General features: G+C 73.4%; 19 protein-coding genes. 7 read left to right on the top strand and 12 right to left on the bottom strand.

Annotation, left to right across the window (positions count from 1 at the left end):
- Positions 1–103: 103 nt before the first annotated feature.
- From AC07FT_RS01490 to AC07FT_RS01460, 7 genes are all read right to left on the bottom strand, one after another.
- Positions 104–1,438: a multidrug effflux MFS transporter gene (locus tag AC07FT_RS01490; protein ID WP_479173049.1), complete on the bottom strand. Its 1,335-nt coding sequence runs from the start codon at positions 1,436–1,438 to the stop codon at positions 104–106.
- Between the two features lie 63 nt (positions 1,439–1,501).
- Complete coding sequence (locus tag AC07FT_RS01485; protein ID WP_479173047.1) at positions 1,502–2,929, bottom strand: FAD-binding protein; 1,428 nt, start codon at positions 2,927–2,929, stop codon at positions 1,502–1,504.
- A gap of 77 nt (positions 2,930–3,006) precedes the next feature.
- On the bottom strand, positions 3,007–3,204 hold the full coding sequence (locus tag AC07FT_RS01480; RefSeq protein WP_432588472.1) for a tautomerase family protein: 198 nt from the start codon (positions 3,202–3,204) through the stop codon (positions 3,007–3,009).
- 220 nt (positions 3,205–3,424) lie between these two features.
- A complete protein-coding gene (locus AC07FT_RS01475) occupies positions 3,425–4,435 on the bottom strand; it encodes an LLM class F420-dependent oxidoreductase (protein WP_479173367.1) in 1,011 nt (336 codons plus the stop codon).
- A 132-nt stretch (positions 4,436–4,567) separates the two neighbouring features.
- Entirely contained in the window at positions 4,568–5,401 is an 834-nt protein-coding gene (locus AC07FT_RS01470; protein ID WP_479173045.1) for a hypothetical protein, read from the bottom strand.
- A 162-nt stretch (positions 5,402–5,563) separates the two neighbouring features.
- Complete coding sequence (locus AC07FT_RS01465) at positions 5,564–6,469, bottom strand: N-acetylmuramoyl-L-alanine amidase (protein ID WP_479173043.1); 906 nt, start codon at positions 6,467–6,469, stop codon at positions 5,564–5,566.
- Positions 6,470–6,493: 24 nt separating this feature from the next.
- On the bottom strand, positions 6,494–7,105 hold the full coding sequence (locus AC07FT_RS01460) for a class I SAM-dependent methyltransferase (protein ID WP_479173365.1): 612 nt from the start codon (positions 7,103–7,105) through the stop codon (positions 6,494–6,496).
- A 304-nt stretch (positions 7,106–7,409) separates the two neighbouring features.
- On the opposite strand from AC07FT_RS01460, the gene AC07FT_RS01455 reads away from it, so the two are divergent.
- Positions 7,410–8,873, top strand: coding sequence for an MFS transporter (locus AC07FT_RS01455; RefSeq protein WP_479173041.1), 1,464 nt, complete (start codon positions 7,410–7,412; stop codon positions 8,871–8,873).
- A gap of 151 nt (positions 8,874–9,024) precedes the next feature.
- Here the strand turns inward: AC07FT_RS01455 and AC07FT_RS01450 are convergent, their stop codons facing one another.
- Both AC07FT_RS01450 and AC07FT_RS01445 read right to left on the bottom strand, forming a co-directional pair.
- On the bottom strand, positions 9,025–9,630 hold the full coding sequence (locus tag AC07FT_RS01450) for a response regulator (RefSeq protein WP_479173039.1): 606 nt from the start codon (positions 9,628–9,630) through the stop codon (positions 9,025–9,027).
- Complete coding sequence (locus tag AC07FT_RS01445; protein ID WP_479173037.1) at positions 9,627–10,856, bottom strand: sensor histidine kinase; 1,230 nt, start codon at positions 10,854–10,856, stop codon at positions 9,627–9,629. Before AC07FT_RS01445 ends, AC07FT_RS01450 begins: the two co-directional genes overlap by 4 nt.
- Before the next feature lie 331 nt (positions 10,857–11,187).
- Between AC07FT_RS01445 and AC07FT_RS01440 the strand changes: the two genes are divergently transcribed.
- From AC07FT_RS01440 to eda, 4 genes are all read left to right on the top strand, one after another.
- Positions 11,188–12,060 (top strand): MaoC/PaaZ C-terminal domain-containing protein, encoded by an 873-nt coding sequence (locus tag AC07FT_RS01440; RefSeq protein WP_479173036.1) that lies wholly within the window; start codon positions 11,188–11,190, stop codon positions 12,058–12,060.
- Between the two features lie 25 nt (positions 12,061–12,085).
- On the top strand, positions 12,086–13,171 hold the full coding sequence (locus AC07FT_RS01435; protein WP_471195209.1) for an alcohol dehydrogenase catalytic domain-containing protein: 1,086 nt from the start codon (positions 12,086–12,088) through the stop codon (positions 13,169–13,171).
- Positions 13,156–14,136 carry a 3-oxoacyl-ACP reductase gene (locus AC07FT_RS01430; RefSeq protein ID WP_479173034.1) on the top strand — a complete coding sequence of 327 codons (981 nt, stop codon included), beginning with the start codon at positions 13,156–13,158 and terminating at the stop codon, positions 14,134–14,136. Before AC07FT_RS01435 ends, AC07FT_RS01430 begins: the two co-directional genes overlap by 16 nt.
- Before the next feature lie 77 nt (positions 14,137–14,213).
- Positions 14,214–14,858: a bifunctional 4-hydroxy-2-oxoglutarate aldolase/2-dehydro-3-deoxy-phosphogluconate aldolase gene (gene eda / locus AC07FT_RS01425; RefSeq protein WP_479173032.1), complete on the top strand. Its 645-nt coding sequence runs from the start codon at positions 14,214–14,216 to the stop codon at positions 14,856–14,858.
- Between the two features lie 27 nt (positions 14,859–14,885).
- On the opposite strand, the gene AC07FT_RS01420 is transcribed toward eda, so the two are convergent.
- The 3 genes from AC07FT_RS01420 to AC07FT_RS01410 are packed head-to-tail and all read right to left on the bottom strand — an operon-like array spanning position 14,886 to position 17,689.
- Positions 14,886–16,043: a bifunctional RNase H/acid phosphatase gene (locus AC07FT_RS01420; protein WP_479173030.1), complete on the bottom strand. Its 1,158-nt coding sequence runs from the start codon at positions 16,041–16,043 to the stop codon at positions 14,886–14,888.
- A gap of 4 nt (positions 16,044–16,047) precedes the next feature.
- Positions 16,048–16,791, bottom strand: a complete 744-nt coding sequence (locus tag AC07FT_RS01415) for a zinc ribbon domain-containing protein (protein ID WP_308358791.1) — start codon at positions 16,789–16,791, stop codon at positions 16,048–16,050.
- A gap of 46 nt (positions 16,792–16,837) precedes the next feature.
- Positions 16,838–17,689 carry a Nif3-like dinuclear metal center hexameric protein gene (locus tag AC07FT_RS01410; RefSeq protein ID WP_479173028.1) on the bottom strand — a complete coding sequence of 284 codons (852 nt, stop codon included), beginning with the start codon at positions 17,687–17,689 and terminating at the stop codon, positions 16,838–16,840.
- A gap of 264 nt (positions 17,690–17,953) precedes the next feature.
- On the opposite strand from AC07FT_RS01410, the gene AC07FT_RS01405 reads away from it, so the two are divergent.
- Positions 17,954–20,410, top strand: coding sequence for a hypothetical protein (locus AC07FT_RS01405; RefSeq protein ID WP_479173026.1), 2,457 nt, complete (start codon positions 17,954–17,956; stop codon positions 20,408–20,410).
- 139 nt (positions 20,411–20,549) lie between these two features.
- Positions 20,550–20,714 carry a hypothetical protein gene (locus tag AC07FT_RS01400; protein WP_479173025.1) on the top strand — a complete coding sequence of 55 codons (165 nt, stop codon included), beginning with the start codon at positions 20,550–20,552 and terminating at the stop codon, positions 20,712–20,714.
- Positions 20,715–20,725: the final 11 nt, after the last annotated feature.

Genomic DNA, 20,725 nt, shown 5'->3' with positions numbered 1-20,725 from the left:
GGGGGCCACCTCAAGGGGAATTCTCGCATACCGATGGTCGACACCACCACCAGTGTGGTCGCTCTCACCAATGAGGAATTTTGCGTACCTCTGCAAAATTTCTCTAATTGCAGTTCTGCTCGGCGGTAGCTTTCTGCAGACCGGCAGGCTCCCCGGCGCTGGGGATTTCGTCGTCCCCGGCCGCGGCCGCGGACACGGTGCTGGTGGGCAGCGAAACCGTCCCCCCGGTTCCCTCCTGCCGTCGCGCCAGCGACAGGAAGAATGCGAAGGCCAGAATTCCCACCGTCGCAGCGGTCAGTACGAACCAGCCCAGGGCGAAGAGGTCGCCCGCGGGCAGCCGGCTGGACAGGAAGATCCCCAGCGAGGCGGCCAGCAGTTGGATCGCGCCCATGAGACCGGAGGCCGAGCCGGCGGTCGAGCGGAAGGTCGTCACCCCCGCGCCCATCGACAGTGGCAGCAGGAAACCGTTACCGAAGGTCATGACCGGCATGAAGACCAGCACCAGCAGGCCCCAGGGCGCACCGGCCCCGCTCATCCCCAGAGCCAGCATCATCAGCGCGCCGATGAGGAAGAATCCGTGGCCCATCCACAGCAGTTGGTTGACGGGCCGCTCGCGGACCAGGCTGCGCGAGGTGAGGTTGCCCGCCACGTACGCTATCGAGACGGTGATGTAGCAGTAGCTGGTGGTCTCGGTGGACAGGCCCATCTTCTCGAAGACCAGGGGAGAGGCCGCCAGGTAGCCGAAGTAGCCGCCGTACGCCACCGCGAGGTTGATGGTGTACGCCCAGAACAGCGGGCGGGTCAGCAGCCTGGGGTAGCCCTTGAGCGTGGCGCCCAGGTGCTTGCTGCGCCGCTCGGGCGGCAGGCTCTCGGGGATCGAGGTGACCATCACGACCAGCGTCGCCAGGCCGAGCAGCGCGGTCACCACGAACGGTGCGCGCCAGGAGATGTACGAGGTCAGATATCCGCCGAGCAGCGGGGCGATGGACGGGGAGACGCCTACGATCGGCATGACCGTGGCGAACATCCGGGCCGCGTCCTTCTCCTCGTACAGGTCGCTGATCACGGCCCGGCCCAGCACCATGCCCGAGCCCGCGCCCAGTGCCTGCAGGAGCCTGCCGGCGCCGAACACCTCGACTGTGGGCGCCACCGCGCACACCAGGGAGGCCGCGACGAACACGCCGAGCCCGAAGACGATGACGCGCTTGCGCCCGTACGCGTCCGAGATCGGCCCGTAGACCGCCTGCGAGACCGCGATGCCGATCATGAAGGCGCTGAACGTCCACTGCACGGACGCGACCGGGGCGTCGAAGGCGTGCGCGGTGGCCGGCACGCCCGGCAGATTGATGTCGGAGGCGAACAGGCCACCGGCGTTCAGCGAGCACAGAACAGCGAGCAACAGCGCGTAGGGCGCGCGCGTTGGTGCGGTGGTCTTCATGACACCTGGCAACTTTCTTGATCAAACGCGGTCGGCGGTGGACTCGGCTGGTGGTGACCGGCGCTAGGCGATGTCCGCCCCGGCCATCCGGCCGAAGGTCAGCGCCCGCAGCACCGAAGTGGCCCCCGGACAGTGGCTGTAGGAGAACCCGGCGGTCTCCCCGATGGCGTACAGGCCGTTGATGGGCTCACCCCGCTCGGTCAGCACGCGCGAACGGGCATCGGTGCGCAGCCCGCCGAAGGTGAACGTGATGGCGCAGTGCACGGGCCAGGCCGCGTACGGCCCGGTGTCCAGCTCCACGGCCCAGTTGGACTTCTGCGGCACGAGCCCCACGGTGTGCTTGCCGTCCAGCCGCGTCGGATCGTAGGGAGCGGGTCGGCAGGCGTCGTTGAACCGGGCCACGGTCCAGCTCAGCTCATCGGGCGGGAGATCCAGCTCGCGGGCCAGCTCGTCGATGGACGGCGCGGTGATCGGGTCCTTGTCCGTCAGCAGCGCGCGTTCATGTCCCTCGATCTGCGACAGCTTGGCGTCGCAGATCAGATACGCGGATTGCCGGGCCTCCCGCCAGATCCGGTAGGCGACTTCCTCGAAGGTGTTGTCGGGGATGTCCGCACCCTCGTCCAGGAAGCGGTGCCCGTCCGCGTTGACGAGGATCCCGTACGGGTAGGCCATGACGAGTGCCTCGGCCTGGTGGCTGCGCGGATCGACGGGTTCCCCGTGGAAGCGGTCGTAGCGACCGCTGCGGGCCGCTCCCACCGCCACCGCCATCTCGATGCCCTCGCCCTTGTTGTTGCTGCCGCCGGGTGTGACGGGCTGCAACTGGCGACCGGTGTGACCGACATGGCACTCCAGCAGCTCCGGATTCCCCTGGAATCCGCCGCACGCCAGGACGACCCGCCGAGCGGCGATGTGCCACAGCCTGCCGCCCTCCTGGACGTGCACGCCATTGACCGCGCCGGTGACGTCGGTGCTCAGCGAAGTGGCCCGCACCCCGTAGGCGATCGTTCCCCCCAGCCTCTCCAATGACTTGGCGAGCTGGTCCACGAGACCGGCGCCGCCACCCACGGGCATCAGCCGGGGCCCGCACACGGTGCCGAAGTGGGCCGGCCGGATCTCGAAATCCACACCGTGCCGCTCGGCGAGCCAGCGCACGGTGGGCTCCGCGTTCTCGCTCAGCACCGAGACGCGGTCGGCGTCGGACGGGCCCTCGCCCAACTCGTGGCTCCGGCCACCGGCGTCCCCGGCGGCGTCGGCCGGCTTGCCGTCCGCGGTGAGCCGGAAGAACAATCCGGTCCAGGTGGTGTTCCCGCCGCGGCGGTAGCGGCTGGAGCGCTCCAGGATCAGGACCCGGCTGCTCGGAGCGTTCTCGGCGAAACTGACTGCGGTCGCGAGCCCGCCCGCACCGCATCCCACGACCAGCAGATCCAAGGGACCGGCGGCATCGGCTGTGGCTACGGAGGACGCTTCGGCGGTGTCAAGCGCTTCGCTCACGGCAACTCGTCATCTCCTGTTCTGATGCCGGACCTGGGGCGACCGGGGACCGGGCAACCCCCGGCCCTCCAGGTGGGTCAGCGCTTGGCGGCGCGGGCGGCGAGTGTGTCGCCACCGATCGACCAGCTGTCGGTGGCGATCTCCTGCACGGTCACCCACACGCTCTCCGGTTTGCTGCCGGTGGCCTTCACGTATGCGTCGGTCAGTTCACGGACCAGCTCGGCCTTCTGCTCGGCGGTCTTGCCGGGGGTCTGGTGCACGTGGATGAGAGGCATGGTGTTCTCCGGGACATCGGGGGCGGACTGATCCGCGGCCCCTGGCCACTGGACCCGGGGAACCGCCGTGCACCGATTCCATCACCGGGCCGGGTGCCCTCCAAGACGCAAACCGATCCGGCACCGATCACGAATCGTGATGCATCCGGGGTGAGCAGGCCGGTCTGCCCACCGTCCCCGACCTGCTGTGCAAGGTCAGCGAGTACGACCCGCGCGCCCCCTAGCCGTTGAGCTCGGCCAGCACCCGCAGGGTCTCCTCGTCCGGGGAGAGCGCCAGCAGATCCGTCACCGGTCCCGAACGCCACATCTCCAGCCGCTCCGCGATCCGTTCCCGGGGACCGACCAGGGAGATCTCATCGGCGAACGCATCCGGCACCGCGTCGATCGCCTCCTCGCGGCGCCCCGCGAGGAACAGCTCCTGGACCCGCCGCGCCTCGTCCCCGTAACCGAGCCGCGCCATCAGATCGGCGTGGAAGTTACGGGCCGCGTGGCCCATCCCGCCGATGTAGAAACCGAGCATCGCCTTCACCGGTTTCAGCCCCTCGGCCACGTCCGCGCAGACCCGCACCTGCGCCATCGCCGCCACCGTGAAACCCTCGCGCGCCTCGGCGAGCGCCTCCGCGTACAGCCCGGCGCGCAGCGGCGACCAGTACAGCGGCAGCCAGCCGTCGGCGATCCGCACGGTCTGCGCGATGTTCTTCGGCCCCTCGGCACCGAGCAGAACGGGCAGGTCGGCGCGGAGCGGATGGACGATCGGCTTGAGCGGTCTGCCGAGCCCGGTCGCGTCGGGCCCGTCGTACGGCAGCGGATGGTGGCGCCCCTCCAGCCGCACCGGGGCCTCGCGGCGCAGCACCTGGCGGATGACGTCGACGTACTCACGGGTGGCGGTCAGCGGACTGCGCGGGAACGGCCGTCCGTACCAGCCCTCCACCACCTGCGGTCCGGACAGCCCGAGTCCGAGCATCATCCGCCCGCCGGAGAGGTGGTCCAGGGTGAGCGCCTGCATCGCGGTGGCGGTCGGGGTGCGGGCGGCCATCTGCGCCACCGCCGTACCCAGCCGGATCCGGCTGGTGTGCGCCGCGATCCAGGTCAGCGGGGTGAAGGCGTCCGAGCCCCAGGACTCGGCGGTCCACACCGAGTGGTACCCCAACCGCTCCGCCTCCCGGGCCAGTTCCAGATGGCGGGGGTCGGGACCGCGCCCCCAGTAGCCGAGCGCCAGGCCGAGCCGCATCATGACCCCTTTCCCCACCATGTGAGTGACGGTACGTCAGCCGGTGCGCCGGACTGTACGGGCCGGTAACAGGAATGGCAACGGCCCCCCGCCCGGTGAGGGGCGAGGGGCCGGGTGCACACGAGGCGGAGATCAGCCGCGCTGGATCCCCGTGGTGTCCTGGAGGACGCCGCGACGGCCGTCCTGGGTCTGGGCGACCAGGGCCTGGCCGCGCTGCTCGACCGCCAGGTACCAGGTACCGGGGGCCAGTTCGGCGATGGTGTTCGACGAACCGTCCTCGGCGTACAGCGGACGGGCCACCGGCACGGCGAACCAGAACGGGGCGAAGTCGCCGCCCGCGGCCGGAGCCGGGGCCTGGGCCGCCGGACCGGGCTGGCCGCCGCCGAACGGCTGGCCACCGGGCTGGGGCTGACCGGGCTGGCCGCCGAACGGACCCGGGGCGCCGGGCTGGGCACCCGGGCCCGGGTAGCCGTAGCCGGGCTGCGGCGGCTGGTGGCCGTACGGGGACGGGGCCGCCGGGCCCGCACCGCTCATCAGCGGAGCCTTCAGCGCGGGGACACGCTGGGTGAGCAGCGCACCGGCCGCCATCGCCAGGGTGGCGACGAGGCCCAGGATCTGGCCGACACCCTTGTCGGAGCCGTCAGGGCCGCCGAGGATCGTCCACAGCGAGCTCCAGGCCGCGAAGACGGCCAGTGCGGTGCCCCACTGGTCCAGCGCGAGCCCGAACAGGTTGCGCCCCGCGGGCTGGAAACGCGCCGCCACGATGAGGCCCGCGGCGATGACGCCGGCGAGGTAGATCGACGGCAGCACGGGGAAGATGTCGCCATCCCACCCGTTGGGCAGGTCGATCCTGTCGCAGTAGTCACCGCAGTCGGTCGTGTAGAAGTCGAGGAAGGAGGCGATGAAGAGCAACACCGCTGCTCCGATCACCACGCCGTCGCCTCGAGTGAGCGAGCGGATGTTCAACGTGAGGTCCTTTGTCGGTTTCGTGGGTAGTAGCGCTGCCGCCAGGCGCTGGGCGCTGAAGGCGTCGGGGGTGGGCCCCATCGTACGGGTGAATCTTTACGCGCAGAGCCGGGGTGTCCCATCGGTTTCCCGGTCGTGACCTCCCGTTCGGTTGCGGGGAAGCTACCCGTTCAAGAAGTCCGTAATGCCCCGTGCGACACCGCGCGCCGCCCGCTCCCGCCAGCGTGCGTCGGTGAGGTGCGCGGCGTCCTTCGCGTCCCGCATGTTGCCGCATTCGATGAACACCTTGGGGACGGTGGAGAGGTTGAGACCGCCGAGGTCTCCCCGGACGTCCAGCCCGCTGCCGTCCCCGATGTAGTCGGCCGGTTCGCTGCCGGTCTCCTCGGCGAACGCGTCGAGCAGCCGCTCCCCGAGACGGCGGGAGGGCTTGGTGATGGCCGAGGTGTCGGCGCCGCCGCCGCGCACCGACTTCGGCAGGATCAGGTGGAAGCCGCGCTCACCGGAGCCCGCGCCGTCGGCGTGGACGGAGACGACGGCGTCCGCGTGGGCCTTGTTGCCGATCTCGGCGCGCTCGTCGACGCACGGCCCGAACTCCCGCTTGCCGTCCTGGGTGAACTTCACCGTGGCGCCACGGGCTTCGAGCAGGGTGCGGGTCCGGCGCGCCACATCGAGGGTGAACGACGCCTCGGCGTAACCGGAGTTGGTCGCCGTACCGGTGGTGTCGCACTCCTTCTTGTCGGTGCCGATGTCCACCCGGCGGGCGATCTGCGCGGAGTGATCGCGGTTGTTCGGATTGTGGCCCGGGTCGAGCACCACGACCTTGCCCTTGAGCGGCTCCTCAGGAGCGCCGGAGGGGGGTCCGGCGGGCGGTGGCGACGGGGACGAGGTGGACGACGCGGTGGGCTGCCCGGAACCGCCCGGGTTCCCGTCGTCCTGCCCCGGGTCCGGGCCGCCGAACGAGCTCCACACCAGCCAGCCCGCGAAACACGCGGGGATCAGGGCGGCCAGGACCACGGCGAAGGTGCCGCCGCGACGGCCGGACGAGGGGGGAAAGCTGCCGTAGGACACGCAGGCGATGGTAGCCGGGCCGGATCACACCCCGGTGCCGTCACCCTCCAGCGGTCCGCCGGTGCGGCGCAGCACCCGCAGCGAGCGGGTCGCGGAGATCTCCGTGAAGGCGCCGGACTCCAGCGCGCGGCGGTAGATCCGGTACGGCGCCTGGCCGCCGTCGGCCGGGTCCGGGAAGACGTCGTGCACCACGAGGAGGCCGCCGGGCGCGAGGTGCGGGGCCCAGCCCTCGTAGTCCGCGGTGGCGTGCTCGTCGGTGTGGCCGCCGTCGATGAACACCAGCCCCACCAGCCGTCCCCAGACCGCCGCCACCCGCGGCGAGCGGCCGACGACCGCGATCACGTGGTCCTCCAGACCGGCCGCGTGCAGGGTGCGCCGGAAGGCGGGCAGGGTGTCCATCCGTCCGACCTCGGGGTCGACGACCTCCGGGTCGTGGTACTCCCAGCCGGGCTGCTGCTCCTCGGAGCCGCGGTGGTGGTCCACGGTGACCGCGACGGTGCCGGCCGCGCGGGCGGCGTCGGCCAGCAGGATGGTGGAGCGCCCGCAGTAGGTGCCGACCTCGACCAGCGGCAGCCGCAGCGCGGTGGCCGCCTCGTGGGCCGCGGCGTACAGGGCCAGCCCCTCGTCGACGGGCATGAAGCCCTTGGCCGCCTCGAACGCGGCGAGGACGGTGCTGTCGGGGGCCGTGGTGGCGGGCTGTGTCGTCACCGGGCCATCTTCCCGTACGGCTCCGGCGGCCGGGCAGGAGGGGGGCGGAGTGACCACCGGGGCGTGCGCGCGGCCGCACTAGTCCGCCGGACCTAGGACCCACCGGGGTCCGGATGCTCCGAAATGACGATGCGGGGCCCGTGGCCGGACTGACAGCATCAGGGGCATGGGCGCTCACACTCCTTACCCGGCATCGCCGGACGCCGAAACCGCGAAAGCCATCCCTCCCGACATGGCCTCCGCCACGTCCGTCTCCGGCGCCCGGTCCGCGCCGCCGGTCTGGGCGGTCCTGCTCGCCGCCTGCGCCGGGCAGTTCCTCGTGGTGCTCGACGTCTCCGTGGTCAACATGGCGCTGCCGTCGATGAGTTCGTCCCTGGCGCTCACCGAGACCGGTCTGCAGTGGGTCGTCAACGCCTATGTCCTCACCTTCGCGGGCTTTCTGCTGCTCGGCGGGCGCGCGGCGGATCTCTTCGGCCGCAAGCGGGTGTTCCTGCTGGGACTGGGGCTGTTCACCGCCGCCAGCCTGGCGGGCGGTCTGGCGCAGGAGCCGTGGCAGCTGATCGCGGCCCGTGCCGTCCAGGGGGTGGGTGCCGCGGTGGTCTCCCCGGCCACGCTCACCATCCTCACCACCACCTTCCCGCACGGCTCGGCCCGCACCCGGGCCATCGGCACCTGGACGGCGGTCGGCGCGGGCGGGGGAGCGGCGGGCGCGCTGGTCGGCGGACTGCTCACCGAGTACCTGTCCTGGCGCTGGGTGCTGCTGGTCAACGTGCCGGTGGGGGCGCTGGTCCTGGTGGCCGCCACGGTGTGGCTCACCGAGAGCCGGTCCGGTGCCGCGCGCCGGCTCGACATACCCGGTGCGGTGCTGGTCACATCGGGGCTCGCGGCCCTCGCGTACGGCATCGTCCAGACCGAGTCGCACGGCTGGGGCGCCGCCGCCTCACTGGTCCCGATGCTGGCCGGTCTCGTGCTGCTCGGTGTGTTCCTGGCCGTGGAGGCCCGCACCCGGGAGCCGTTGATGCCGCTGCGGCTGTTCCGGGTCCGGGCGGTGACGGCGGCCAACGCGGTGATGACGGTGTTCGGCGCCGGGATGTTCGCCATGTGGTACTTCATGTCGCTCTATCTGCAGAACGTGCTGCACTACAGCCCGGTCAAGGCCGGTCTGGCCTTCCTCCCGCACACCCTCTCCATCGTCCTCGGTTCGAAGCTGGCGCCCCGGCTGATGGCGCGGTTCGACGGGAAGACCCTGGCGCTGGTCGGCGGCACCCTCGCGGTGACCGGATTCGGCTGGCAGAGCCGGATGGACGCCGACGGCACCTTCCTCGGCACGGTCCTGGGCCCGGCCGTGGTGATGTCGCTCGGCTCCGGGCTGCTGATGACCCCGCTGGCCGCCGCGGCCACCTCCGGGGCGACCGCGTCGGACGCCGGACTGGTGTCGGGCCTGGTCAACACCTCCCGGCAGATGGGCGGCGCCCTCGGGCTGAGCGTGCTGGCGACGGTGGCGGCCGAGCGCATCTCCTCCGTACGCGGCGACGGAGGCACCGCGGAGCGGGCGCTCGCGTCGGGCTACGCCCAGGCGTTCACCGTGGCCACCGGGTTCATCGCGGCGGCCGTGGTGCTGATGGCGGTGGCCCTGCCCCGCACCTCGGCGGTCCCGGTGGGGCCGGGCGGCGGGGGCGCGGACCGCGCGGCCTAGGGTCGTCTGAAAAGGGAGTGTCCGGCCGCGACCGGCGTCCGGTGCACGGGGCACCCCCAGCGGTGGCCGGGGGCGGCGTGCCGGGCGCCGGGAGCAGGGCGGCCCCCCTTGAGGGCGAGCGCCGGCGGACGGTCCTCCGCCGCCGGCCGTGCTACAGCCAGCCGTTCTGGCGGGCCGCCCGGACCGCCTCCATCCGGTTGCGGGTCCGGGTCTTGCCGATCGCCGAGGAGAGGTAGTTGCGCACGGTGGCCGGGGACAGATGCACCCGGGCCGCGATATCGGCCACCGTGGCACCGTCCACCGCCGCCGCCAGCACATCGCGTTCGCGCTGGGTGAGCGGATTGGGCCCGGCGCTCAGCGCCGCGGCGGCCAGGCCCGGGTCGATGACCCGCTCCCCCGCCAGCACCCGGCGCACAGCCACCGCCAGTTCCTCCACCGGCCCGTCCTTGACCAGGAATCCGGCCGCCCCCGCCTCCATCGCCCGGCGCAGATAGCCGGGACGGCCGAAGGTGGTGAGGATCAGCACCTGGCACGCGGGCAGCGCCTCGCGCAGCGCGGCGGCAGCGTCCAGTCCGCTGCGGCCGGGGAGTTCGATGTCCAGCAGCGCCACATCGGGCCGGGTCTCCAGGGCCCGGGGCACGATCTCGTCGCCGTCGTCGACCTGCGCGACGATCTCGAAGTCCGCCTCGAGTCCGAGCAGCAGGGCCAGTGCGCCGCGCATCATCCCCTGGTCCTCGGCGAGCAGTAGCTTGATCACGTCGTTCGGGCCCCTTCGGCCGTGCGGTCCATCTGTTCATCTGCGGTCCCCGCGGGTCCGTGCGCCGCGCCGTCGACCGTCTCGTCCACCGGCAGTTCGGCCGCGAGCCGGAAACCGCGGCGGCCGTCGGGTCCGGCGGCGAGCGCCCCGCCCGCCGCCGACAGCCGCTCGGCCAGTCCTTTCAAGCCGGTGCCCCCGCCCGCCGCGGGGGCCGGGTCCGCAGGGCTGGGCGCACCGGCCGTACCGGAGGCCGCGCAGCGTCCGTCGTCGGTGATCTCCAGCCGTACCCGGTCGGTACCGCCCCGGATGTCGATCGCGCACCGCCGCGCCCCGCTGTGCCGGACCACATTGGTGACGCCCTCGCGGACCACCCACCCCAGGAGCGCCTCGGTCTGCGGCGGCAGCGGCGGCCCGGACCGGCGCAGATCCGCCTCGATCCCGGAGGCGCCCAACAGCGAGGCGGCCCGCTCCAGTTCGGTGGCCAGACCGCCCTCGCGGTAGCCGGTGACGGCCTCGCGGATCTCGGTGAGCGCCTGCCGTCCCACCGCCTCGATGTCCGCGGCCTGGCCGAGCGCCGCCGTCAGATCGTGCGGGGCGAGCCGCCGCACCGCCTCCGCCTTGACCACCACCACCGACATGGTGTGGCCGAGCAGATCGTGCAGATCGCGGGAGAAGCGCAGTCGCTCCTCCTCCACCGCCGCGCGGGCCAGTTCCAGACGGGTGGCGCGGAGCTGGGCCACCGCCTCGAACAGCGACAGGATGGCGGCCGTCACCAGCCCGGACAGCACGGTTCCGTACGCCACCGTCAGCGAGTCCGAGGAACCGCCGCGCAGGGCGGCGATCACCGCGGCGGATCCGGCGAAGACCAGGATGAACGGCCCCAGCCGCCGCCTCCGGAGCACGATGCCGGTGGCCAGCGACAACAGCGGGAAACACAGCAGCCAGTCCTTGGCGTAGCCGATGGCCAGCGCGTAGGTGACCACCGCCAGTCCGGCGAGGACGGCCCGCGGAACCCAGGTGTGGCGGTGCCGTTCGTCCAGACCGGTGAGCACGGCGGTGATGTAGAGCGCCGTGAAGGCCACCATCCCGAGCCCGCCCAGCCAGGGCGCCGGTGTCCGGCCCCGGATGAGCGCGTGCGCATTCCCGCTGAGCATGAACAGCCAGGGCAGGAAGGCATAGCGGCTGGGGGGTTTGAGCCGCTCGATCTCCGCGGTGGTGGCGTCCATGGACCGCACCCTATGCACACCGCCATGACCTGGGCAGATGCAGATATGGGCGGACGGCCATGACATATGTCCCGAGCAAAACTGACACAGTGTCAGCACCCTTCCCAGTGCCGGGGGATTGGGCTATACATGGGTGCCATCGGCTAGAACGCGTTCTCGTTCTCGTCCGCGCGGACCGCCTCCGGCGGCCGGACGTGTGCGGCGCGGACCTGCCGACCAGAAGCGACCCCGGCACGGCCGACGGTGCGGACGGGCGGGCCGGGGTCTTCACACGGTGGGGACGACTCCCGCCGTGCCGCCGTGGCCAGGAACCGAGGAGTGCTGTCGCCCTATGCCCATCGATGCCGCCAAGGCCGTCTCGGCCGAGCCCCGGACCACGGCGCTCAGCTGGGGTCACAAGGACATCCAGCTCTACCACCTCGGTATCGGGGCCGGAACCCCGGCCACCGACCCCGATGAGCTTCGCTACACCCTGGAGAGCAGGCTCCATGTCCTCCCCAGCTTCGCCACCGTGGCGGGCGGCGGGATGGCCCTCGCGGGCGGGATGGGCGCGCCCGGGATCGACGTGGACCTCGCCGCCGTCCTGCACGGCGGACAGTCCGTCACACTGCACCGGCCCATCCCGGTCGACGGCCGGGCCACCCAGACGTCGAAGGTGGCCGCGGTGTACGACAAGGGGAAGGCCGCGGTGATCGTGCTGCGGACCGACGCCACCGATGCCGACGGGCCGCTGTGGACCTGTGACACCCGGATCTACGTCCGCGGCGAGGGCGGGTTCGGCGGTGAACGCGGACCGTCCGACCGGGTGGAGCCGCCGGCCCGCGAACCCGACCACACCGTGGAGCGGGCCATCCGCGACGACCAGGCGCTGCTGTACCGGCTGTCCGGCGACTGGAACCCGCTGCACGCCGACCCCGACTTCGCCAAGGGCGCCGGGTTCGACCGGCCCATCCTGCACGGGCTGTGCTCGTACGGGATGGTGCTGAAGGCGGTCGTGGACACCGCGCTGGACGGCGAGGTGGCCCGCGTCCGCTCGTATGCCACCCGGTTCGCCGGAGTGGTCTTCCCCGGCGAGACCCTGCGCGTCCGGATGTGGCGCGAGGCCGCCGACGGCGGCGGTCCCGGCCGTATCCATGTGACGGCCCAGGCCGTCGAACGGGACGGCGCACCCGTCCTCACCGACACCACCGTCGAGCACGCTTGACCCATGTGACCCACGAGGAGGCGCCGTGCGCGCGGCCGTACTGCACGAGACGGGGCAGGAGAAGCTGGAAGTCCTCGATGACATCGAGCCGGTGGGGTTCGGTCCCGGCACGGTCCGGCTGCGCGTCAGGGCCACCGGACTGTGCCACTCCGACCTCTCCGCGATGAGCGGCGTCCTGCCGCAGCCCGCGCCCTTCGTCCCCGGACACGAGGGCGCGGGGGAGATCCTGGAGGTCGGCGAGGGCGTGACCGGGCTGAGCGCGGGCGACCGGGTGCTGGTGTGCTGGCTGCCCGCCTGCGGCGGCTGTCCGTCCTGCCGCCGCGGCCAGCCGCATCTGTGCCTGGCCGGTTTCATGAACGCCGGAACGCCCAACTACCGCCGCCCCGGCGGCAGTCCGCCGGAGGTCTTCGGCTTCGCGGGCACCGGCACCTTCGCCGAGGAGGTCGTCCTGCCCGCGCCCTGCGCGGTGCCGATCCCCGACGATGTGCCCTATGACATCGCGGCTCTCATCGGCTGCGGCGTCACCACCGGGCTCGGCGCGGTGTTCACCACCGCACGGGTCGAGGCCGGGGCGTCGGTCGCCGTCATCGGCTGCGGCGGCGTCGGCATCAGCGTCATCCAGGGGGCCAGGGCGGCGGGCGCGGCCCGGATCGTGGCCGTCGACCCGGTCGAGGCACGGCGCGAGGCGGCCCTGCGGTTCGGCGCCACCGAGGCGGTCCCGCCGGACGGTCTCGCCGACGCCAAGAACCGCGTCACCGCGGGCGAGGGCTTCGACTACGTCTTCGAGGTGGTCGGCCGCTCCGCCACCGCCCGCACCGCCTACGACACCACCCGGCGCGGCGGCACCCTCTGCGTCGTCGGCGCGGGCGCCGGCGACGACCTGCTGAACCTCAACATGTTCGAGCTGTTCTTCGACGAGAAGCGGATCCTGCCCTCGCTCTACGGCGGCGGTGATGTGCTGCGCTCCTATGAACGCACCATCGCGCTGTGGCGGGCCGGCCGGATCGACCTCGAAGGGCTGATCACCCACCGGGTGCGGCTGACCGAGATCAATGACGCGCTCGACCAGATGCGGACCGGGGAGGCGCTGCGCACATGCATCGAGATCTGAGACCGTCCGGGGACCGCCCGCTGACGGGCAGGACCGCGATCGTCACCGGCGCGGGCCGTGGTCTCGGCCGCGCCGAGGCCCTCGAACTGGCGCGCCTCGGGGCCCAGGTCGTCGTCAACGACTTCGGACAGGGCGGCCGCGACGGCTCGGGGGAGGCGTCCGCCGGACCGGCCGAGCGGGTCGCCGCGGAGATCCGCGCCTCCGGTGGCCGGGCCACCGCCCACGCCGGTGACGTGGCCGACTTCGAACAGGCCCGGGAACTGGTCCAGCTCGCCGTGGACACCTACGGCGCCCTGGACATCCTGGTCAACAACGCGGGCATCCTCCGTGATCGGATGATCTTCTCCATGTCCGAGACGGAATGGGACTCGGTCATCCGTGTCCACCTCAAGGGCCACTTCAACACCACCCGTTTCGCCGCCGCCCACTGGCGCGAACGCTCCAAGGCCACCCGCGGCGGTCCGGTGCACGGCCGGATCGTCAACACCTCCTCCGAGGCGTTCCTCGCCGGGTCCCCGGGGCAGCCCAACTACGCCGCCGCCAAGGGCGGCATCGTCGGACTGACCACCTCCACGGCGGGCGCCCTGGCCAAGTACGGCGTGACGGCCAACGTCATCTGCCCGCGCGCCCGCACCCGGATGACCGAGGACGTCTTCGCCGACTTCGGACTCCCCGAGGACGGCCATCTCGACCCGCTCGCCCCCGAACACGTCGCCCCCCTCGTCGGCTATCTCGCCTCACCCCGCGCCGCCAAGGTCAGCGGGCAGGTGTTCGTGGTCCACGGCGGCATGGTGGCGATCCTCGAACGCCCCAAGGTGGCGGCCCGGCTCGACGCCTCGAAGGACACCTTCGGCTTCGACGAACTGGACGACGTCCTCACCCCGTACTTCGCCGGGCGCGGCGGGGAGAACTTCGCGGCGGTGGAGGTGCTGGGGCTCCGGCGCGGCCAGCCGCGCGTGCCGTAGGACACCTCCGCGGGACGACAGTTGCACACAGTGCAACGCCCATTGCGCGGTGCGGTGGGGGTGGGCAGGATGGCGCCGTGACCAGCGCCGTGCCCACCCCCACCGCCGTGTCCCCGCTCGATCTCGCCCCGGTGCTCCCCGTCGTGGTGCTGTCGGAGGCGGCCGACGCGGTACCGCTGGCCCGCGCCCTGGTCGCGGGCGGACTGCCCGCGATCGAGGTGACCCTGCGCACCCCGGCAGCCGTGACCGCGATCCGGGCCATCGCCGAGGAGGTTCCGGAAGCGGTCGTCGGCGCCGGGACCGTCCTCACCCCCGAGCAGGTGGAGAGCTCCGTCGCGGCCGGTGCCCGCTTCGTCGTCAGCCCCGGCTGGACCGACCGGCTGCTGGACGCGATGCGCGGGTCGGGAGTGCCGTGTCTGCCGGGGGTGTCCACCGCCTCGGAGGCCGTGGCACTACTCGAACGCGGCGTCACGGAGATGAAGTTCTTCCCGGCGGAGGCCGCCGGGGGCCCGTCGTATCTGCGCTCACTCGCGGGCCCGCTGCCCCGGGCCCGCTTCTGCCCCACCGGCGGCATCGACGCGCTGCGTGCCCCGGACTATCTGGCCCTGCCCAACGTGGCCTGTGTGGGCGGCACCTGGATGCTTCCCGCCGACGCCCTCGCGGCCCGGGACTGGACGCGGGTGGAGGCCCTGGCCCGCGAGGCGGCGGCGCTGACGGGCTGACCGCCCGGCGGGGCCGGCCGCGTGGATCTACCGCAGATGGGCCGTGTCGTTGAGCAGACGCAGAGAGGCGTTGCCGTCGGCGTAGTACGCCACCGCCGACAGCGAGGCCGCGGAGAGCTCCATACGGAACAGCGAGTCCGGCGGGGCGCCCAGGGCCAGCCGGACCAGGGTCTTGATCGGCGTGACATGGGTGACCAGCAGGACGGTGCGCCCGCCGTACCGGGCGATCAGCTGGTCGCGCGAGGCGGCGACCCGGCGGGCGACCGTGGCGAAGGACTCACCGCCACCGGTGGGCGCCGCCTTGGTGGAGGAGAGCCAGGCGTCGAGGTCGTCCGGGTAGCGCTCCTTGGCCTCCGCGAAGGTCAGCCCCTCCCAGGCGCCGAAGTCCGTCTCGCGCAGCCCCTCGTCGATCCGGACCTCCAGGCCCAGCCGCGCTGCGACCGCCCCGGCGGTCTCCCGGCAGCGCCGCAGCGGGGAGCTGACGATCGCCTGGACGGTGCCGCGCGCGGCGAGGGCCGAGGCGACCAGTTCGGCCTGGCGGCGGCCGACCGGCGAGAGTTCGGGATCGGTGCCGCCGCTGCCGGAGAACCGCTTCTCGGGGGTGAGCGCGGTCTCACCGTGCCGCAGCAGGACGAAGGTGGCGGGGGTGCCGAGGTCCGCGGCTCCCCAGCCCCGCGCCGGGGCGGGGGCCTCGGCACCGGCGGCGGGCTCGGCGAGCGCGTCGCCGGCGGGGGCGGGGGCCTCCGCCGGAGCCCCGGGGCTCCACAGCTCGCCCCGCTGCCCCGCGTCCATCGCCTCGTTGGCCAGCCGGTCCGCGTGCTTGTTCCGCTCGCGCGGGATCCACTCGTACGTCACCTGGCCGGACGGGAAGACCGAGGCGGCCTCGGCGGCGAGCGGGCGCATATCGGGGTGCTTGATCTTCCAGCGCCCCGACATCTGCTCGACGACCAGCTTGGAGTCCATCCGGACCTGGACCCGGGCCTCCGGGTCCAGGGCGTGCGCCGCCCGCAGCCCGGCGATCAGCCCCTTGTACTCGGCCACGTTGTTGGTGGCGGTGCCGATGTACTCGGCCGCCTCGGCCAGGGGTTCACCCGTCCCGGGGTCCAGCACGACCGCGCCGTAACCGGCCGGACCCGGGTTGCCCCGGGACCCGCCGTCCGCCTCGACGATGACGCGACGCGTCATCCTCCTACAGCCCCGACTCGGGCGTACGCACCAGGATCCGGCGGCAGTTCTCGCAGCGCACGACCGTGTCGGCCGCCGCCGCCCGCACCTCGTTCAGCTCGGTGATGGCCAGCTCCTGACGGCAGCCGTCGCAGCGCCGCTGGTAGAGCCGGGCCGCGCCGACCCCGCCCTGCTGTCCGCGCAGCTTGTCGTAGAGGGCCAGGAGATCGGCCGGGATGGTGCCGGCGATGACCTCGCGCTCCTTGGTGACCGAGGCGGTCTCGGCGTCGAGCTCCCCGTCCGCGGCGTCCCGGCGCGAGGTGGCGTCGGCGATCTTGGACTGGAGGGACTCCACCCGGCCGGTCAGCTCGGTGATCCGCTCCTGCGCCGACTCACGGCGCTCCATGACCTCGAGCACCACGTCCTCCAGATCGCCCTGGCGCTTGGCCAGCGAGGCGATCTCGTGCTGGAGGTTCTCCAGGTCCTTGGGGGAGGTGACGGCCCCGGAGTCCAGCCGCTGCTGGTCGCGGGCGGCGCGCTGGCGCACCTGGTCCACGTCCTGCTCCGCCTTGGTCTGCTCGCGGGCGGTGTCGCTCTCCTCGGTCTGGGCGGCGACGAGGAGATCGCGCAGCTGGGTGTGGTCGGCGTTCAGGGCGTCCAGCTCGGCGTGCTCGGGCAGCGTCCTGCGCTTGTGCGCGAGCTGCGAGAGCCGGACGTCGAGGGCCTGGACGTCCAGCAGGCGGATCTGGTCGGCGGGCGCGGCGTTCAGCGTGGGGCTCCAGGGGTGGTTGAGGGGCGGGAAGGCTCGGGCGTACTCAGAGGGAGGCGGCGTGGGCCGGGGCGTGCGCCTGGGCGTGGGCCGTCCAGGGATCGGTGACCGTACGGGAGACATGGGTGCGCAGACCCCAGCCGTTCCGGTCGGAGATCTCGTCGAGCTGGGCGGCGGCCTGCTCGGTCCACGGCCACTCGGTGGCCCAGTGCGCGGCGTCCACCAAGGCGAGATCACTGTGCTCACGCGCCTCCGAGGACGGGTGGTGGCGCAGGTCCGCGGTGAGGTACGCGTCCACGCCCGCCGCCCGCACCTCCGCGAAGAGGCTGTCGCCGGAACCGCCGCAGACCGCGACCGTACGGAGGATGCGGTCCGGGTCGCCCGCGGCGCGGATCCCCTGGGCGGTGGCGGGCAGTGCCCCGGCGGCGCGCTCGGCGAACTCCCGCAGCGTCTGCGGACGGTCCAGTTCGCAGACGCGGCCGAGGCCGCGGCGGCCCGCCGGGTCGGTCGGATCGGGCACCAGCGGCCCGGTGATCCGCAGCCCGAGCGCACCGGCGAGGGCGTCGGAGACACCGGGGTCGGCCCGGTCGGCGTTGGTGTGCGCGACGTGCAGCGCGATGTCGTTCTTGATCAGCGTGTGCACCACCCGGCCCTTGAAGGTGGAGGCGGCGACCGTGGTCGTGCCCCGCAGATAGAGCGGATGGTGGGTGATCAGCAGATCGGCGCCGAGCCGGACCGCCTCGTCGGCGACCTCCTGGACGGGGTCCACGGCGAACAGCACACGGCCGACCCCGGCGTCCGGGTCTCCGCACACCGTGCCGACGGCGTCCCACTGCTCCGCCCGCTCGGGCGGCCAGAGTGCGTCGAGGGCGGCGAGGACGTCGTTGAGTGCGGGCACGGGGCAAGGCTACCTCCCGGATCACGGGTAAGCCCTGCCCCCGCCTTCACTCACCGCGACCACCGGACGGGCGCGGGGAGCGGGGCTCACGGCGGCGGTCGCGGCGGCCCTGGGCGCAACGTGGCGCGCCGGTGCTTACAGCACATTCACCCGCGACGTCTCAGGCGAATCGGGCAATCGCCACACGTACGGGTGGAGCAGGACCCTTTCAGCTGGTTTCGGGGGGAGCGAAAACTACGTTCAGTGGCCGGAGGTGACTGATCTATGACTGCCTGTGCTTTCGACGCCGCCGTCGCCGTCGGTGTCAGCACCCGGCGGCGCGAGGGGTCCGCCCGGGGGTCCGCCCCGGACGGTGCGGCCCGCGAGAGGTTCACCGTCGCCGCCGACGGCTCGTACGGCGCACGGCTCGCGTTCCAGCCGGAGACGCGGTGCTGGTACCCGGAGCGCTGGACGCTGGACGGACCCGAGCCGTACGCCGTGCCGCTGCCCGGCGCCCAGCCCGAGGAGCCGGACAGCGAGCTGCTGCCGCTCGCCGACGGTCAGGTGCTGATCCACCGTCGGGTGGCCGGGCACCACGCCTTCTCCCTGCTCTACCCGGCGGGTCCGGGCACCGGCGAACGGCTGCTGGGCGCCCTCGACCGCGCCGATGTCTCCCTGTTGCCCCCGGCGCCCGGCGGTCTGTCGGTCTTCGCCCTGGCGCGCGGAGAGCACTCCACCTCCGTGTGGCTGGTGCACGGCGGTCTCGTCCCCCAGCACCTCGCCGAGGTCCCCGGCCGCTGTACGGGCGGCAGTTGGCTGGACCGTACGGGGCGGCTGCTCGCCCTCGACCGTGAACTCGACGGCCGGACGAAGACCGTCGTGGTCGATCTGGGCCGCGGCGGCGAGACCAGTCCGCTGCTCCAGATCACCGAGCGCAGCAACGACCGGCTGCTGCTCGCCGACCCGGACAGCGGTCTGCTGCTGGTGCGGTCCGACGCCCCCGGGGACGAGCGGCTGGGCTGGGGCGTGCTGGGCAGCGCCCGTCCGGTCCGCTTCCCCGACTGTCTGCGCCCCGCGGCGCGGTCGGAGGCCACCCCCTTCGCGGTCCAGCCGGGTCAGGTCCTCACCCCCGAGACCTGCGCGGTCGCCTTCCGTATCGACGGCCCGGCCGGTCGCCCCTGGGTCGGCGTATGGCGCCCGGCCGAGCGCCGGTTGCGCCAGTTCTCCGCCCCGGAGGGCTGGCTCCCGGGCGCGGGCCTGATGACCCGGGACGGCGCCCTGCTGCTGCCCTACACCACACGGCAGGTGGCGTGCGGCGTCGCGCGGGTGTGGCTCCCCGACCTGGAGCGCGGCGCGGGGCTCCCGGGCGCGGACACGCTGGGCGGGCTCGAGCTGACGGGCGCGGCGGGCGAACCGCCCCGCGCCGCCGCCCCGCCGCGTCCGCTCCCGCTGCCGCACCGTACGGCCGAGCTCCCCCGCACCGGCGAGATCCACCGGGTCTCCGACCCCCGGCGTCGGCTCCAACTGCCGCCCAGCCCACGGGCAACCCCCACCGGGCGCCCGGCCGGGGCCCCCGACACCGGTGAGTCCCCCCGCGCGACGGAAGCCCCCCGTGCCGGGGAGCCGGGCCGTACCGCGGAGTCGAGGTACCCCGGGCCGATGCCGGAGGCGGTGTCGGTGGTGCGCGCCGGTGAGCTGTCTCGCACGATCGAGGTGCCCCGTACGGGGCCGGCCTCCCGCCCGGCCGAGGCGGCGCCCCGCGCGGCGGAGTTGCCGCGTGCGGGGGAGGCCCGCCCCGCCGGGCAGATGCCCGGTGCCGGTGAGTCGCTCCGGCGGGGTGAGGTGCCCGGTGCCGAGGGGTTCCCGCGTCCCGGGGAGCCGGGGCGCACCGCGGAGTCGGCGCGGCCCGGCGCGATGCCGGACGCGGTGGGGATGCCGCAGGCCGGCGGGACACCCCGTGCGGCGGAGCCGCCCCGCACGGCGGGGGCCCACCGCGCGGGCGAGCTGTCTCCGGCCGGGGCGATGCCGGGCGGGGCGGAGTTGCCGCGTACCGGAGGGGCGCCGGGTGCGGTGGGGGCGGAGTCGCCTCGCCCGGGGGAAGCGCCGCGCGCCGCCGAGACCTACCGCGCGGGCCGAGCGCCCGGTGCCGGGGAGGGGCCGCGTCCCGTGGAGGAGGGCCGTGCGGGGCACGGCTCCGCGGTGTCGCCCCGGACCGGGGAGATCCGCCGTATCGCGGAGTTGCGGCGTACGGCGGGGGTGGCCCGCTCCGGGGAGACATCGCCCGCCGCCGTGCTGCCGGGCGTCGGGACGGCGTCGCCCACCGCCGTGATCCCCCGTGTCGGGGAGGCCCGCACCGCCGTGCTTCCCCGCGTCGCGGAGGCCCACCCCGCGGGCGGGCTCGCGATGGCGGCGGCCACTGCCGCGCCCGGGGCCGCGCGGGTGGTGCGGCGGGTGGTGGGGCGTGGGGTGGAGCCCGCGGGGACGGGGCTCGCGGGGATCCCGGAGCCCGCGCGGATCACCCCGTGGACCAGGGTCAAGGGCGAGGACCGGGCGGTGGTGTCCGGGGTCGAGCCCTGGGGCGGGACCGGGTCCTGGGCCGGGGTGGAGCAGACCGGTCCGGAGCCCGAGCCGGGATCCGACACGCTCGACATGCAGCGCCCCGTACCGTTGCAGCAGGCCCCGCTCGCGCGCCCGCTCCAGCCCCGTCCACCCCGGTGGGTCAGAGATCAGCACCCTGGTTAGACTCTGGCGGGGGCTGCGCAGCCATGCGTTCCGTGCACCCGCGGGGCGTTTCGGGTGGCGTGCACGGTGATGTCGTGACCAGCGTCGCTTCCCACCTCCCCCGCACAGTACGGAGCGATTTGACGGGGTGACTACCCACATGTCCGAAACCCAGATCGACACGGCCCAGGCGCGTCCGCGCGAGGCGGTCGCGAACCACGATGCCGGAAGTCAGGGCAGGCACCGGGGACAGCAGGCCACGTCGGAGGAGACACAGGGGCCGGTGCACGGCCGTCACCGCCGACCGGACGAGAGCGCCTCGTAACACCCGGGCAC

The sequence above is a fragment of the Streptomyces sp. NPDC045899 genome (assembly GCF_056431485.1).
The sequence above is the reverse complement of the archived record's forward strand: the minus strand, read 5'-3'. Positions and strand labels throughout refer to the sequence as shown.